Origin of the sequence: Hyphomonas sp. (assembly GCF_046313975.1) — a bacterium.
Lineage (GTDB): Bacteria > Pseudomonadota > Alphaproteobacteria > Caulobacterales > Hyphomonadaceae > Hyphomonas.
This window is the reverse complement of sequence record NZ_JBKBXB010000001.1, coordinates 55,722-71,168: the sequence shown is the minus strand read 5'-3', so window position 1 is coordinate 71,168 and position 15,447 is coordinate 55,722. Positions and strand designations below refer to the sequence as shown.

Here is a 15,447-nt window from a genome sequence, read left to right as displayed (position 1 = left end):
CCGCATGCGCGCCTAGCTCCGGCGCGCCGCCTTGCCGGAAAGGGTCACCATCACTGCATCCGCCACATAGGCCGCGCCCGGATCAGACAATTGCCCGAGGTCGAGTGCCTTGCGCGACAGCTCCGCCGAGCCGCTGAGCGTCGCCTCATTGCCCGCGATTTCCAGCGTAAACGCGAGCGGAACGCTCACGGCCTTGCCTTTCAACGTGATCCTTGCGGTGGCCGTGTAGCCTCCCGCCGCCTCAGCAAAATCGGAGAGCACGACAACGGCTTCCGGAAACTCACCCGGATTGAACCATTCCTTGCCGCGCAGGTTGTCATCATACAGCTTCGTACCCGTCCGGATGCTGCGCGTGTCGACCACCACCTGCACCGCCGAGCGTGCAAGATCCTCCGGCCAGAAGGCCACATCGGCCGTCCATGTGCCAAACGTGCCACCGAACGCGCGGCCTTCATGCACGCCGTCAAACCGGATTTCGGACGCGGCATAGTCCACGTCCCAGTTGCTCTGGATACTAGAAACCGGCGCTGCCTTCGCTTCGCCATTTCCGCCGGAGAAGATCAGCGGCACAGCCGCAATTGCGGCGAACAGAGCCAGGCTCCCCCCGAACGCAAACACGAACCCGCGTCCCGGCAGGGCAGGCGGCTCCGCCTTGCCGAACAGGCCTGGCAACATCCGCTTCAGCACGCCGTCCTCCGCGCCGATCTCATGCTTCACAGCGCCCGCCACATGCAGCGCCAGCAGGCCGAAGATCAGCCATGCACTCTTGCTGTGAAAAAATTCCGCAACGCCGTACACCCCCTCGCTCCGCAGCCGCTCCGTAAACGGAAGATGCGGCCAGCTGAGTACGCCGTACAGTACGGTCGAAACCTGAAACGGCGAGACCGACACCATGAACCAGCCGGCCAGCGGCACACCGATCATCAGCGCATAGAAAGCCACATGCACCATATGCGAGGCCGTTTTCTCAATCTTCGGCATGCCTTCCGGCAACGGCGGCGGCGGGTTGGCAAAACGCCAGCCCAGCCGGGACAGGGCCAGGAAAAGGATCGTGATCCCGACAGACTTGTGCAGCTGAAAGCGCGCCTCATTGTCGTCCATGTTCCAGCCGAGAAGGATCATGAAAATCAGCAAGACCGCCATCGCCCAGTGAAGGGCGATGGCAACACTCGTATATCGGGACCGCGATGCGTCGCTCATTATTCGCTCGCTGGAACTTCCGAGAATTCCGCCTCGACGATCACTTCCACTTCATCGCCGATATTCGGCGCGAAGGTCGTGTTGCCGAAATCTGAGCGCTTGATCACCGTGCGGGCCGAGAACCCGATCTTGTCCTGATCCGGTGCCCACGGCATCTGCGCAACACCGTTATAGGTCACGTCCAGCGTCACTGGCTTGGTCACGCCGAGGAAGGTCAGGTCGCCGGTCACGGTGCCGGTGGTGGCGGTCGTCTTGGTGGCGCCGGTCGATTTGAATGTGATCGCCGGGAAGGCCGCGCCGTTCAGCCACTTTGCATCCTTGCCAAGATCTTCGTTCCAGCTGGCATAGGGCGTGCCCTGGTGGGTGCCGGTATAGTCGCCGGGATAGTCGGTCTCGACCGACAGCGGATCGATCGTCACTTCAATCGCGTTGGCGGCCACGTCATCCGGATTGAACGTCAGGGTCGCATCGAACTTCTTGAAGCGCGCGGTGTAATTCGACAGGCCGAAATGGTCGACCTTCCAGGTGATGGAGGCGTGCGTCGGGTCCAGCGCGTAGGTTCCGGCGCGGCCATACGCCACGTCGGCAGGTGCAGCGGTTGTTTCAGAAACAGGTGCGGCCGTGTCACCGGCCGGGGCCGCCGTTTCCGTAGCGGGGGTACAGGCAGCGAGCACCAGAGCGCTCGCAGAAATCAGGAAAAGTCTCATTGGGTGGTCTCCAGCATGCCATTAAGGGGCGCCCACACAGTTAGCGTGCCCTTTCGCCAAGTGAACCACTTGATTATCACTGTCCGGGCATAACTCCTATCCGGACTGGAACACCATGGCCTATGACGCGCCCGTCGAAGACATCGCATTTTCTCTCGAAGACGTAGCGGGCATTGGCAAACTCGCAGGTCTGGCGGGCCATGAGGCCTATGACCCGGAACTCATCGCTCCGATCCTCGAGGAAGCTGCAAAACTCGCGCGCGATGTCCTCGCCCCGCTGAACCAGACCGGTGATTCGCAAGGCGCCCGCCTGCAGGATGGCGGGGTCGTCGCCGCAGATGGTTTCCGCGAAGCCTACGCCGCTTTCCGTGATGGCGGCTGGATGGGCCTCGCGGCGCCGGAAGAATGGGGCGGTCAGGGGCTCCCCCGCGCACTCGCGCTCGGCGTCATGGAAATGTTCCACGCTGCCAACATGGCCTTCGGCCTTTGCCCGATGCTCTCCTACGGCGCCATCGAAGCCCTCCTCGCGCATGGAACGCAGGAGCAGCAGAAAACCTACCTGCCGAAACTCGTCTCCGGTGACTGGACCGGCACGATGAACCTGACCGAGCCGCAGGCCGGCAGCGATGTCGGCGCCCTTGTCACCAAAGCAGTCCCCAACGCTGATGGTAGCTACGCCATCACCGGCCAGAAGATCTTCATCACCTGGGGCGACCACGACCTTACCTACAACATCATCCACCTGGTCCTTGCCCGCCTCCCGGACGCCCCCGCCGGCTCGCGCGGTATCTCGCTCTTCCTGGTGCCGAAATACCTCGTGAATGCCGATGGCAGTCTTGGCGCGCGCAATCCGGTGCACTGTATCGGCCTCGAAAAGAAGATGGGCATCCATGCGAGCCCCACCTGTGTGATGGAGTATTCCGGTGCCACCGGCTGGCTCATTGGTGAAGCGAACAAAGGCCTCGCCTGCATGTTCACGATGATGAACTCGGCGCGTCTCAATGTCGGCCTCGAAGGCGTGGCCGTTGGTGAAGCCGCCTATCAGGCTGCCTTTGCCTATGCGCAGGAACGCAAGCAGGGCAAGGCCGAAGGTGTCAGCGGTCCTGCGCCGATCCTCCACCATGCCGACATCCGCCGTACACTGATCACCATGCGTGCCCGCGTCGCCGCCGCCCGTGCCATCTGCTATGCGACCGGCGTCGCCGCAGACCTTGCAATCGCTTCGAAGAACCCCGCCGAACGCAAGTCCGCCAAGGCGCGCGAAGACCTGCTAACACCCATCGCCAAGGCCTGGAGCACCGACATGGGCGTCGATGTCGCCAGCATGGGCATACAGGTGCATGGCGGCATGGGCTTCATGAGCGAAACGCTCGCCGCGCAGCTTTACCGCGATGCCCGTATCGCGCCGATCTATGAAGGCACCAATGGTATTCAGGCGATCGATCTCATCGGCCGCAAGCTCGCCCTCACGGGAGGGGAGTCCATGCGGGAGATGATCGCCGAGATCGACGAAACAGTCCGTCTCGCCCGGTCCACCAACGATCCGCAATTCGTGCAGATTGCCGAACGCCTCTGGGCTGCGTCAAAGGCGCTCGTCGAAACGACGGACTGGATGCTCGCCCGCCTGAAGGCCGAGGAACAGGATAAGGCCCTCGCCGGTGCAACGGCCTATCTCGGCCTCGCGGGCGATGTCATCGGCGGCCACTTCCTCGCGCGCGCCGCGCTCGCCTCCCGCAGCAAGGCAGCAGACTTCCGCGCCCGCCAGACGGCGCTTGCCGGCTTCTTCGCCGAAACCGTCCTCGCGACGGCGCCGGGCCGGGTTCCCGGCATCACGGAAGGCGGCGACCGCTTTCTCTCCAGCAGCAATGCACTCTTCGGGATCGACTGAAACATGGCGTGGTCGAAAACATATGAAGGGGCTGAACCCGTCCGCATCAACAAATGGCTGGCGCTGGAAGGCGTCTGTTCGCGCCGCGAAGCCGATGCTCTGATCGAGCAGGGGCTTGTTGAAGTCGATGGGAAAACCATCACCGAACTCGGCGAACGCCTGGAGCCCGGCCAGACGATCAGCCTCAGCGCCAAGGCTTCCCGCAAGCTCGACAGCCAGCTCTCGGTCATCCTAAACAAGCCGGTCGGTTTTGTCTCCGGCACACCCGAGCCCGGCGAAACGCCCGCCGTACGCCTCATCACGCAGCAGCGCCTCTCCGGTCAGGCCCCCGCCATTCCGGGCCGCAACAGCAAGCTCGCGCCCCTCGGCCGGCTCGACAAGGACTCGCGCGGTCTCCTGATCCTCTCGGAAGATGGCGTCCTTGCCAAAGCCATCATCGGCCCGCTCAGCGAAGTCGACAAGGAATACGTCGTCAAAGTCGGCGGCGAGATCACCGAGGAGAAATTGAAACTCCTCCGCCACGGCCTCGAACTCGATGGCCGCCAGCTCCGCCCCGCCAAGGTCAATGTCGAAGGGAAGGGCACGCTGCGCTTCGTCCTCAACGAAGGCCGCAACCGCCAGATCCGCCGCATGTGCTCGCTCGTGCACCTGAAGGTGCTCGACCTGCAGCGCATCCGCGTCGGTCCGGTTGAACTCGGCAACCTACCCGAAGGCAAATGGCGCGCCCTCAGCCACAAGGAACGCGCTGCCCTCATCGCCATGAGCAAGACCGCCAAGCCGCAGAAGTCTTCCTCGCCAGCCAAAGCGCGCCCGAAGGCCGCCAGCGCCCCGGTCAGCGATCAGGCCGAGAAGTTGCCCTACCGCCCCAAGAATGACGGCCCCCGGGGCCCGAATTTCAAGCGCACCAAGCTTCCCCCACGTCCGCGTACCCCCATCAAGTAACTTCCCCTGCGTGACGGCTCGACGGGTCGATCCGGAAGGCTAACGTCGCCCCATGGATGGTTTCGAATACGCCCCCACGCACCGCGCCGGCCTGACGTTTCCCTTTGGCGAGGCGACTCCTGGGCTCGCGGAAACGATCCCGGTTGCGCCGGGTATCGAATGGGTACGCATGTCGCTTCCATTCGCGCTGAAGTTTATCAACCTGTGGCTCATTGATGATGGCGATGGGTGGACAATTGTCGATACCGGCATCCCGCAAACCGAGACCCGGGACGCGTGGAAGAAGCTGTTAAAAGCTAGAATCTCTGAGAAGAAACCGCTGAAACGCGTGATCATTACGCATATGCACCCTGACCATGTCGGCACCGCTGGGTGGCTTTGCCACAAGTACGGTGCTGAGCTCTGGATGACTCAGCTGGAATACATAACCTGCCGCATGCTTGTCGCCGACACTGGCCGCGAAGCCCCTCCGGCAGGTGTGGAATTCTACCGCCGCGCGGGATGGGACGAGGCCGCGATAGACACCTACCGCAAGCGTTTCGGCGGCTTTGGCCGAGGTGTCAGCCAGATGCCCGATTCCTACCGCCGCCTCGTCGATGGCGAGGAATTCGAGATGGCTGGAACCACCTGGCGGGTCGTCACAGGCTCCGGCCACTCGCCCGAGCATGCCTGCCTGTTTGCGCCTCAGCTGAATGTCGTCATCTCAGGAGACCAGCTCCTGCCGCGCATCTCCTCCAATGTCTCGGTCCATCCGACCGAGCCAGAGGCAAACCCGCTGGAAGACTGGCTCCGCAGTTGTCGCAAACTGCTGGAAACCCTGCCGGAAGACGTGCTGGTCCTGCCTGCCCATAACGAGCCTTTCACCGGGGCGCACACACGGCTGCAACACCTGATCCATGGCCACGAAACCGCGCTCGCCCGCCTGCGCCAGCGCCTCGGCAAACAGCCAATGACCGTGCTGGATACTTTCATCGCGATCTTCGGCCGCGCCATTCAGGAGGACGAGGTCAGCATGGCCACAGGGGAGGCGATTGCCCACCTTAACTACTTGAAACATCGAAAAGAATTGTCGGTTTCCCCAAACCCTGAGGGTGTCCTCCTCTACAGCCTTGCCTGACCTGCGGGCAAAGTGCCGGGCAATAGCAGTCACAAGGGTGTTTTCGCCTTCGCAGGTGGCGCTCTTTTCGTCTAAGACTGCCCCGGAAACGGAATCTCGAGGTCAGAATGTCCAGTGAAATCGACGCCTCGGCCTCGGAAGCGGCGCCGCTGACGACCTGGGAAAAGGTCAAGCGCGAGCTGAAGGAATGGGGCGCAACGCTGGCCATCGTCGCGCCAGTTTTCCTGCTGTTCACCGGCCTGCTGTACGAGCAGCGGGTCATCCCCTCCGAGAGCATGGTGCCCAGCCTTGAGGTTGGCGACCGGGTGGCGGTGGCGAAGTTCGCCTATGGATACGGCCGTTACTCGCTGCCCCTCAGCATGGGCCGCTACCTGCCGCTCGGCGAAGGCCGCTTCTTTCCCGGCACGCCGGAGCGTGGCGAAGTGGTCGTGTTCGAGCACACCTTTTCCGACCGAGTGATGATCAAGCGCGTCATCGGCCTGCCGGGCGATACCGTCCAGATTCTCAACGAAACGCTCATCATCAATGGCGAGCCGGTCCAGTCCGAATATGTCCGCTCCGTGCGCTACGTTCCCGACAAGGACGTGGTGATCGATCAGGCGCAGGAATGGCGCGAAACCATCGGTGACAAGTCCTGGCTCACCCACCGCGGCCTGCGCGGCCGGAAAGTCGCCGACACTGCGCTGTTCGTGGTGCCGGAAGGCCACCTATTCATGATCGGCGACAACCGCAACAATTCCTATGACAGCCGCGAACTGTCGGGCCATTGCCCGCCGGTCAATGGCGTTGTGGACCGCGCCGGCTGCCCGCTGCGTGTCGGAAAGGACGATGCCTCTGTCGGCTTCGTACCGCTCGATCACCTGATCGGCCGCGCGGATACGGTCCTGCTGACCTTCCATCGCTGCGGCCTGCTCGATGACGAGCCCTGCAAGAAGCGCGTCTGGCGCGATCTGTAAGCTTGCCCCCGAAGGGCAACGCCGCTAGTCGAAAAGTCCGGGCCATGGCCCTCAAGGCGCCTGAATGACGGGGGAAGGACGATGCCAGCAACGACATCGACTCAGCCGCCGCGCGGCCCCATCATCGTATCCCGTCACGGTCGCCCGGCACTTGACCGCACCAAGGGGCCCCGCCTCAGCTGGCAGGAATATGTCGACTGGTGGAGCCGCTACGAAGCTGGTCCTCTTGCCGAAGGCCAGAAAGCGCCAAAAGAGCTGATGGAAGCGGTTGCAGACGCCGATATCGTGTTCGCTTCCGCCCGCCTGCGGGCACAGGAGACAGCGGCCATCGCGATGCCCCACAAGGCGGCGTTGCATGACCCTGTCTTCAACGAAGCGCCGCTGCCACCGCCAACGCTCGTGGGGGTGAGGGCGTTGCCGAAAACCTGGAACGTGCTCGCCAGAACGGCCTGGCTTGCCGGACACAGCCTGGACGGCGAATCGAACACCGAAGCCCATCTACGCGCGAAAATCGCCGCCCTCCGCCTGCATGAGGCCTCGGAGCAAGGAAAAGTTTACCTTGCCGCCCATGGCTGGTTCAATCGCATGCTTCGCCCGGAACTGCGGCGCCTTGGCTGGTCCTGCATCCGGGACGGGGGCGACAGTTACTGGAGCTTCCGGGTTTACGCCTATCGCGAGGACTAAATCCGGCCCGGGATCGCTTATCCGGTTGTCGCCCCCGGCTGACGTCACTAGAAACAAATGGACTATTCCTGAGGAGGGCGCCCGCCCATGGCCGACTCGAAAGCGAAACCCGTCGATAAGATGAGCTTCGAGGAAGCGCTCTCGGAGCTTGAGGGTATCGTGCGCCAGCTCGAGGCGGGCGATGTGGAACTCGAAAAATCCATTGCCATCTACGAGCGCGGCGCCGCCCTGAAGGCGCATTGCGAAACCCGTCTGAAGTCTGCCGAACTCAAGATCGAGCAGATCGTCCAGGGCGCGTCGGGCCCGTCGACTGAACCTGCGTCGTTTGAATGAGGCGGCCGGTGCGGACATGGGGGACGTGACGGATTTCGAACAGCGGCTTAAGGAAGTGGCAGACCGTGTCACGGTGGCCCTCGACCAGCTGATCCCGCCTGCCAGCGGCCCGGAAGCCAACCTTATGCGGGCCATGCGCCACGCAGCTCTCGCCAATGGCAAGCGCATGCGGCCCTTCTTCGTCATCGAGACCGGCGCGATGTTTGGCGCATCCGAGAAATCGCTTCTGCGCACCGCGGCAGCGCTGGAATGCGTGCACAGCTATTCGCTCGTCCACGATGATCTCCCTTGCATGGACGATGATGATTTCCGGCGCGGCCAGCCCACGGTCCATAAGGCGTTCGACGAAGCGACCGCGGTTCTGGCAGGTGACGCGCTGCTGACCCTGGCCTTCAAGATTCTCGCCTCGAGCGAAACGCACGATGATCCGGCGGTCCGCTCCCTGCTGATCGAGCGCCTCGCCGACTCCGCCGGGGCGCGCGGCATGGTTGGCGGCCAGATGATCGACATGCTGGAAGAGGAAAGCCCCCGCGACCTCAACACGATTACCCGCATGCAGCGCCTGAAGACCGGCGCCCTGATCTCCTACGCCTTTGAAGCCGCCGCCATCATCGGCCATGCCCGGGAGGCCGAGCGCAATGCCCTCGCGGGCTTCGCCAACGACCTTGGCCTCGCCTACCAGATTGCGGATGACATCCTCGACGCCGAGGGCGAGGAGAGTGTGGTCGGCAAGCCATTGCGGACCGATCAGCCCGCCGGAAAGGCGAATTTCGTCACCCTTCTGGGGGTGGAAGGGGCCCGCCAGCGGGTCAGATTGCTGGCAGCCCAGGCCAAGGAACATTTGGCGATTTTCCGTGACAAGGCCTCAGTCCTGCTGCATTCGGTTGATTACGTCCTGAACCGGCCACGTTGAAACAGCAGCGGCGAAGTATAGAAAAGACATCGCAAGATGACAGAAAACAGACCCAATCGCCTGCTTGACGCGATCAATTCCCCGGCAGACCTGAAAGGCCGCAGCCGGGCGGATATCAAGCAGATTGCTGCCGAAGTGCGCGACGAGGTGATCGACATTGTCGCCGTGACAGGCGGCCATCTCGGTTCCGGCCTCGGCGTCGTCGAACTGACAGTCGCCATCCATTCCGTATTCGATGCGCCGGATGACAAGCTGATCTGGGATGTCGGCCATCAGTGCTATCCGCACAAGATCCTCACCGGCCGCCGCGACCGGATGCGCACGCTCCGTCAGGGGGGCGGCCTCTCGGGTTTCACCAAACGCTCAGAGAGCGAGTTCGACCCGTTCGGCGCAGCCCATGCCTCGACCTCCATTTCGGCCGGTCTCGGCTTCGCCAAGGCGCGCGACCTGCAGGCGCGCAAGAACCACGTCATCTGCGTGATCGGCGACGGCTCCATGTCGGCGGGCATGGCATACGAAGCCATGAATAATGCCGGTGCTGACAAGACGCGCCTGATCGTCATCCTCAACGACAATGACATGTCGATTGCGCCGCCGGTCGGCGCGATGAGCCACTATTTCTCGCGCCTCGTATCTTCGCGTCCTTACCGGGGCCTGCGCCGGCTGGCAAAGAAAGTCGTCGCGCCGATGGGCCTCGAGTCGCCGGCGCGACGCGCGGAAGAGTATCTCCGCGGCTTCGCGATGGGCGGCACCATGTTCGAAGAGATGGGGTTTTACTATGTCGGCCCGATTGACGGGCATGACCTCGACACGCTGATCCCGATCCTGGAAAACATCAAGGCGATGCAGGATGGCCCGATCCTGCTGCATGTGGTCACCCAGAAAGGGAAGGGCTACGCGCCCGCTGAAAACTCCGCGGACAAGTACCACGGTGTCTCGAAATTCTCCGTGATCACCGGCGAGCAGGCGAAAGGCGCGGCCGGCCCGCCCTCTTATCAGAAAGTCTTCGGCAAGACGCTGGCAGACCTTGGCGAGACGGATGACCGGATCTGCGCCATCACGGCCGCGATGCCATCTGGTACGTCTACGGATATTTTCGGCGCTCGCTTTCCGGAGCGCCATTTCGATGTCGGCATCGCCGAACAGCATGCGGTGACGTTTGCGGCCGGCCTCGCTGCGGATGGGATGAAGCCCTTCTGCGCGATTTATTCAACCTTCCTTCAGCGCGGGTACGATCAGGTCGTCCATGATGTGGCGATCCAGAAACTGCCCGTGCGCTTTGCGCTCGACCGCGCAGGCCTCGTCGGCGCAGATGGCGCGACGCACGCTGGAAGCTTCGATGTCGGCTATCTCGGCGCACTTCCGGGCTTTGTCTGCATGGCGCCTTCGGACGAGGCGGAACTTGCCCGCATGGTCAAGACCGCGCACGAGATTGATGATGGCCCGAGTTCGATCCGGTATCCGCGCGGTGAAGGCACAGGCGCCGAGATGCCTGCGGTCCTGAAAGCCCTTGAAATCGGCAAGGGCCGGATCGTCTGTGAAGGCACGACCATCGCCATTCTTTCCTATGGCACCCGCCTGCAGGAATGCCTGAAAGCAGCGAGCATGCTCTCCGTTCAGGGCCTGAGTGTCACGGTTGCCGACGCGCGCTTCGCTCGGCCGCTCGATGCAGAACTCGTCGAGCGCCTGGCCAAGGAACACGAAGTGCTGATCACGATCGAGGAAGGCGCCAAAGGCGGCTTTGGCAGTTTCGTGCTCGAACACCTCGCTAATGTCGGCGCGCTGGATGGCGGTCTGAAGATCCGGGTGATGACCCTGCCGGACGTCTTCCAGGATCAGGACTCGCCCTTCCTGATGTACGAGCAGGCCGGCCTGAACGCCCGTCATATTGCGGCCCGGGCCATCGAGGCGCTCGGCCGGGGTGACATTTCAGCAATAGATATTGCTGCCCGCGCCTGACGCGCAGACGTCACATTTTCTCCGCAGTTCGGCCCTGTCTCGGTTCAGTTTGCCGGGCTAAGCATAGCGCTGCGCGCGGGTTCGTCCCGCCGATTCCAGCTTTTTACAGGAGTTTCCCGATGCTTCGTTCCCTTCTGTTCGCTGCCGCTTCGGCTGTCGTTCTCGCCGCATGTTCGTCGACGCCATCACCCACGCCGGTACCCGGCGCGATTTCGCCGCCGGAAGCCGCGGTTGTGAAATCCAGCTTCGATCGCGCTATGGGCACGGTCGAAGAGCTCGTCCGCGCCGGCAATACGCCGATTGCCATCGAGCGCCTTATGCAGCTCGCCGGAGATACCAGCATCACAGAAGAAGAACGCGCGAAGACGCTTGTGCTGCTCGGTGACTACAGCCTCGCGACGGGCGGTTATAATGCCGAGGGCGCGGTCGGTTATTATCAGGAAGTGCTGGCAGACCATGCGTCCAGCAAGGCAGCGGCGGACGCTGCGAAGAAACTTCCGGTTGCGCAGACGAAAGTGGCCGAGTACCTCGCCACGCTTGGCTCGGCCAACCTGACCCGTACGCAGGAGTTTAACGCGCTGTTCGGCCTGGGCCGTCACCAGGCGGCCATTGACGTGATGACCGCCTATGACCTGATGCCGGACAATGAAGCGCTGCTGGCGATGTACCAGATTGGTTATCTCTGTGAGGACACCAACCTCACCGGCCGGGCCTATGATGTGACGGACCGGGACGGTACGGTCCGCAAAGTCCGCTTTTGCGATCTCGGCAAATGAAGCTAACCAGATCCCGCAGTGGGGGTCAGGATATGAGCGTAGTGGAGTTCCGCCGCAGGGCGTCCGTCAGCCAGACGGGCGAAACGCTGTGGCTGGCTCACGACGACCGGCTGGAGCAGTTTGGCCCTGAGGGTCAGCTTGTGCTGACGGTGCCTTACAGCCATGTCCGGCGCGTGCGTCTGGCCTTTGCGCCCGGGCGGATACAACAGACACGGTTCCTGGCAGAGCTCACCGGTGCGCGCTCGCAACTGACGCTCACCAGCATGCACTTCAAGGGCATCGGCAATTTCGAGGATCGGTTCGACACTTTCGAACCGCTGATCCGCAAGGTGGTTGCCGGTGTTGCCGCCGCTAATCCGTCGGCTGAGTTCAGGGCAGGGGAGCGCCCGGCCTATTACGGGCTGATGCTGATCTTCAACATTTTGGCCTTTGGCTTCCTGGTGCTTGTCGTGCTGGCCCTGCCGATCAGCATCGGCGACGTATCCATAACCAACCTGATCAAGCTGGGGATTGTCCTGATCTCATTGCCGCTCATGTTCAGCTGGGCTGTCAACTCGAGGCCGCGCCGTTTCGATCCGGCCCGGGATATCGACAAGGTACTTGCGGCTCGGCGCAAATAGCCGCGCCCTGCGCGCCGAATCCGGTGCGCATACCCCTTCAAACACGGCGGCAGGCATGGTTTGTGGGGGGCGACAATCAGATATGGAGGAAACTGCACATGGCAGAAGGCGCGATTCCGAACTGGCCGGCGATGTCGATTGATGCGGCCAACGCTGCGCTGGCGGCGCCCGGCTCACCGGTTGAGCTGGAAGATGCGGTCATTCGCGGGGTGACCTATAAGGTCTACAAGAACGCACCGCCGACGGTGCCTGTGATCCTTGATCTCGCGGCGATGCAGTTCGCCGATCGGACCTACATCGTCTATCAGAATGAGCGCGTCACGTTCCGAGCCATGCAGCTTGCCGTACGCAAGCTCGCGCACGAGCTGCATACGAAATACGGCATCCGGAAAGGCGACCGTGTGGGCATCGTGATGCGCAACTATCCGCAATGGCCGCTCGGCTTCTACGCCGCGCTGTCTCTTGGCGCGATCGCCACGCCGATGAATTCCTGGTGGACGGCGGAAGAACTCGAATACGGCCTTTCGTTCGCAGGCGTGAAGCTGGCGATTGTCGATGGCCAGATCTATGAGCGCATTCGCGGCCATCTCGAAAAACTGCCCGAACTGAAAAACATCCTCATTGCGCGGGACACTGCCGAAGAGATCGCCGATCCGCGTGTCTCATCGCTGGATGCCATCGTCGGCCATCCGAACGACTGGGTCGGGCTGGCTGATGCCGGTACTGTCGCCGTTGATCTGGGGCCGGATGATGATGCCACAATCATGTACACCTCCGGCACGACTGGAAAGCCGAAAGGGGCGCTGGCAACGCACCGCGCCATCATCACCAACATGTTCAACTCCATGACCTGCCAGGCGCGTATGTACCTGCGCAAGGGTGAGCCTGTGCCGACGCCCGATCCGGAAGCGATGCGCGCTACCCTGCTGTCGATCCCGTTCTTCCACGCGACCGGTTCCTTCGCGATTCTCATTCCCTCGGCGCTGCGCGGGGACAAGATCGTCTCGATGTATAAATGGGACGCAGGCGAAGCCCTGCCGATCATCGAGGCGGAGAAGATCACCTCCATCGGCGGCGTGCCGGCGATTGCCTGGCAACTCCTGGAACATCCGGACCGGGACAAATACGACCTATCTTCCATCCAGGTCATCTCCTATGGCGGTGCGCCCTCGGCGCCGGAACTCGTTTCCACGATCAAGAAGCGCTTCCCAGATGCGGCGCCCGGCAATGGCTGGGGCATGACGGAAACGTGCGCAACGGCCACGCTGAATATCGGCGAAGACTATGTGAACCGGCCTTCGAGTGCTGGCGCCCCGCCGCTCGCGGTGGAGCTGAAGATCTGTGATCCGGATGGCAAGGAATTGCCGCGCGGCGAAGTGGGCGAGCTCTGGTGCAAGAGCGCTGCGAACTGCCGCCTCTACTGGAACCGCCCGGACGCCACGGCCGAAACCTTCCGCAATGGCTGGGTCGTCACGGGCGACCTCGCGCGCATCGATGAGGAAGGCTTCCTGTTCCTGGTCGACCGCGCCAAGGACATGCTGATCCGCGGCGGCGAGAATGTGTACTGTATCGAAGTCGAGAGTGCGCTTTATGACCATCCCGCTGTGATGGACGCTGCAGTGGTCGGCATTCCGCACAAGGTGCTCGGCGAGGAAGTTGGCGCGGTGGTGCAGCTGAAGCCCGGCAAGGAAGCGTCCGAGGCAGAGCTGCGCGCGCATGTCGCGAACCAGCTGGCGCCCTTCAAGGTGCCCGTGGAAATCCAGTTTCAGGACGATCCGCTGCCGCGCAATGCCAATGGCAAGATCCTGAAGGCGGACCTGCGTCAGCGCTTCACGCCGCGGGCCTGACCGGATGACTAGCCAGAAGCGACGCATCGGCGACCGAGACGTTCACCCCATCGGCCTCGGCTGCATGAACATCACGCATGCCTATGGCCCGCCGATTGATGAGAGTGATGCGAAGAACTTGCTGTCGCACGCGCTCGACATCGGATGCGATTTCCTCGACACGGCCACCATTTATGGAGCGGGTCGGAGCGAAGAGCTGATCGGTGAGGCCCTCAGGGGACGCCGCAAGGAATTCTTCCTCGCCAGCAAGTGCGTTCTCGATTTCCGGGATGGCAAGCGCGTGATCGATGGCCGCCCAGAAGCCATCAAGGCCGCGTGTGAGGCCAGCCTGAAACGTCTGCGTACGGATATGATCGATCTCTACTACCTGCACAGGCCGGACCCGAATGTGCCGGTGGAGGACTCGGCAGGCGCGTTGTCTGAACTTGTTCGGGAAGGGAAGATCCGGTTCATAGGCCTTTCCGAGATGGGTGAGGAGCAGCTCCGCCGCGCGCACAGCGTGCATCCGGTGGCGGCGCTACAGTCTGAATACTCGCTCTGGGTACGCAATCCTGAGATTGCTGTGTTGGAGGCTTGCAGGGAGCTTGGGACGGTGCTTGTGGCCTTCTCACCGGTCGGGCGCGGCTTTCTCGCCGATCCTCCGGCCGATCCGGCTACATTTCATCAGAGCGATATGCGTCTCAGTGCCTTCCCGCGCTTCCTGCCGGAGCATTATCCAGCAAACCTTGCCTTGCTGGACGAAGCGCGTGCCATCGCGGGAGAGGCCGGGTGCACAGTCGCGCAGCTGGCGCTCGCCTGGACGCTGGCGAAAGGGCAGCACGTCATCCCGATTCCCGGCACGACGAAGCGCGCGCATCTTGAGGACAATCATGCTGCGGCAAGTGTGAAACTGGCGCCGGCACAGGTCGCAAGGCTTGATGCACACTTTGCGCCGGAGCGCGCGAAAGGTCCGCGTTACAGTACCGCCGGGCAGGCGACCGTGACGACGGAGATGTATGACTTCGAGCGCTGAGGCAGGTCAGGTTTTCGGGGTCCAGTCATCCGTATCATGATCCGGGTGCTGATTGTTGCTTGTGCGGATTAGCTCTGCTTCTTCCGGCATCGCCTGTTCGGTGGAGCCGAAATGCGCGAGGCCCGGCAGCTGATCCAGCTGGGGCAGGCGGCCCTCCATCCCGAGCTGGTAGTTCAGCGGAATGGAGGCAGGATCGTCGAATGCGCCAATGCTCATCGCAATGTGCTGGCTTTCTTCGTGCCGGTAATAGAGCGGCGTGCCGCAATCTCGGCAGAAACCGCGCCGGACTTTTTCTGAGCTTTGGAACTCCGCAGGCGCGCCGCGTGTCCATTGGAAGTCCGTGTGCGGAACGCCGACCAGCGCAGCGAAGAAATTGCCGGTTGCCTTCTGGCACATGCGGCAATGGCAGACATGCGGATTGTCTCTGAGGCTCGACGCCCGGAAACGGATACGTCCGCACTGGCAACCGCCACTCCGAACACGCGCCATCCGC

Annotated in this window: 15 protein-coding genes; 12 read left to right on the top strand and 3 right to left on the bottom strand. The window is 62.6% G+C overall.

Features of this window, described 5'->3' with window-relative positions; genetic code table 11:
* Positions 1-12 precede the first annotated feature (12 nt).
* Both ACK4TE_RS00300 and ACK4TE_RS00295 read right to left on the bottom strand, forming a co-directional pair.
* The gene (locus tag ACK4TE_RS00300; RefSeq protein WP_409909459.1) at positions 13-1,200 is read right to left on the bottom strand and encodes a cytochrome b/b6 domain-containing protein; all 1,188 of its coding nucleotides are present in this window, start codon (positions 1,198-1,200) and stop codon (positions 13-15) included.
* Complete coding sequence (locus tag ACK4TE_RS00295) at positions 1,200-1,907, bottom strand: YceI family protein (protein ID WP_409909458.1); 708 nt, start codon at positions 1,905-1,907, stop codon at positions 1,200-1,202. Before ACK4TE_RS00295 ends, ACK4TE_RS00300 begins: the two co-directional genes overlap by 1 nt.
* Positions 1,908-2,022: 115 nt before the next feature.
* Between ACK4TE_RS00295 and ACK4TE_RS00290 the strand changes: the two genes are divergently transcribed.
* The 12 genes from ACK4TE_RS00290 (at position 2,023) to ACK4TE_RS00235 (ending at position 14,954) form a co-directional block, all read left to right on the top strand.
* Positions 2,023-3,795 (top strand): acyl-CoA dehydrogenase family protein, encoded by a 1,773-nt coding sequence (locus ACK4TE_RS00290; RefSeq protein ID WP_409909457.1) that lies wholly within the window; start codon positions 2,023-2,025, stop codon positions 3,793-3,795.
* Between the two features lie 3 nt (positions 3,796-3,798).
* Positions 3,799-4,737 carry a pseudouridine synthase gene (locus ACK4TE_RS00285; protein ID WP_409909456.1) on the top strand — a complete coding sequence of 313 codons (939 nt, stop codon included), beginning with the start codon at positions 3,799-3,801 and terminating at the stop codon, positions 4,735-4,737.
* A 52-nt stretch (positions 4,738-4,789) separates the two neighbouring features.
* On the top strand, positions 4,790-5,854 hold the full coding sequence (locus ACK4TE_RS00280; protein WP_409909455.1) for an MBL fold metallo-hydrolase: 1,065 nt from the start codon (positions 4,790-4,792) through the stop codon (positions 5,852-5,854).
* A 107-nt stretch (positions 5,855-5,961) separates the two neighbouring features.
* Positions 5,962-6,810 (top strand): signal peptidase I, encoded by an 849-nt coding sequence (gene lepB, locus ACK4TE_RS00275; RefSeq protein WP_409909454.1) that lies wholly within the window; start codon positions 5,962-5,964, stop codon positions 6,808-6,810.
* Positions 6,811-6,891: 81 nt separating this feature from the next.
* Positions 6,892-7,494 carry a histidine phosphatase family protein gene (locus tag ACK4TE_RS00270; protein ID WP_409909453.1) on the top strand — a complete coding sequence of 201 codons (603 nt, stop codon included), beginning with the start codon at positions 6,892-6,894 and terminating at the stop codon, positions 7,492-7,494.
* Between the two features lie 87 nt (positions 7,495-7,581).
* On the top strand, positions 7,582-7,827 hold the full coding sequence (locus ACK4TE_RS00265; protein ID WP_409909452.1) for an exodeoxyribonuclease VII small subunit: 246 nt from the start codon (positions 7,582-7,584) through the stop codon (positions 7,825-7,827).
* Positions 7,828-7,852: 25 nt separating this feature from the next.
* The gene (locus ACK4TE_RS00260) at positions 7,853-8,740 is read left to right on the top strand and encodes a polyprenyl synthetase family protein (protein WP_409909572.1); all 888 of its coding nucleotides are present in this window, start codon (positions 7,853-7,855) and stop codon (positions 8,738-8,740) included.
* A 36-nt stretch (positions 8,741-8,776) separates the two neighbouring features.
* Complete coding sequence (gene dxs, locus ACK4TE_RS00255; RefSeq protein WP_409909451.1) at positions 8,777-10,699, top strand: 1-deoxy-D-xylulose-5-phosphate synthase; 1,923 nt, start codon at positions 8,777-8,779, stop codon at positions 10,697-10,699.
* Positions 10,700-10,818: 119 nt separating this feature from the next.
* Positions 10,819-11,475, top strand: coding sequence for a hypothetical protein (locus ACK4TE_RS00250; protein WP_409909450.1), 657 nt, complete (start codon positions 10,819-10,821; stop codon positions 11,473-11,475).
* A gap of 32 nt (positions 11,476-11,507) precedes the next feature.
* Positions 11,508-12,095 (top strand): hypothetical protein, encoded by a 588-nt coding sequence (locus ACK4TE_RS00245; protein WP_409909449.1) that lies wholly within the window; start codon positions 11,508-11,510, stop codon positions 12,093-12,095.
* A gap of 98 nt (positions 12,096-12,193) precedes the next feature.
* Complete coding sequence (locus ACK4TE_RS00240; RefSeq protein WP_409909448.1) at positions 12,194-13,942, top strand: AMP-binding protein; 1,749 nt, start codon at positions 12,194-12,196, stop codon at positions 13,940-13,942.
* Positions 13,943-13,946: 4 nt separating this feature from the next.
* Positions 13,947-14,954 (top strand): aldo/keto reductase, encoded by a 1,008-nt coding sequence (locus ACK4TE_RS00235; protein WP_409909447.1) that lies wholly within the window; start codon positions 13,947-13,949, stop codon positions 14,952-14,954.
* 6 nt (positions 14,955-14,960) lie between these two features.
* Here ACK4TE_RS00235 and ACK4TE_RS00230 read toward each other — a convergent pair whose 3' ends face one another.
* Positions 14,961-15,443, bottom strand: a complete 483-nt coding sequence (locus ACK4TE_RS00230) for a GFA family protein (protein ID WP_409909446.1) — start codon at positions 15,441-15,443, stop codon at positions 14,961-14,963.
* Positions 15,444-15,447: the final 4 nt, after the last annotated feature.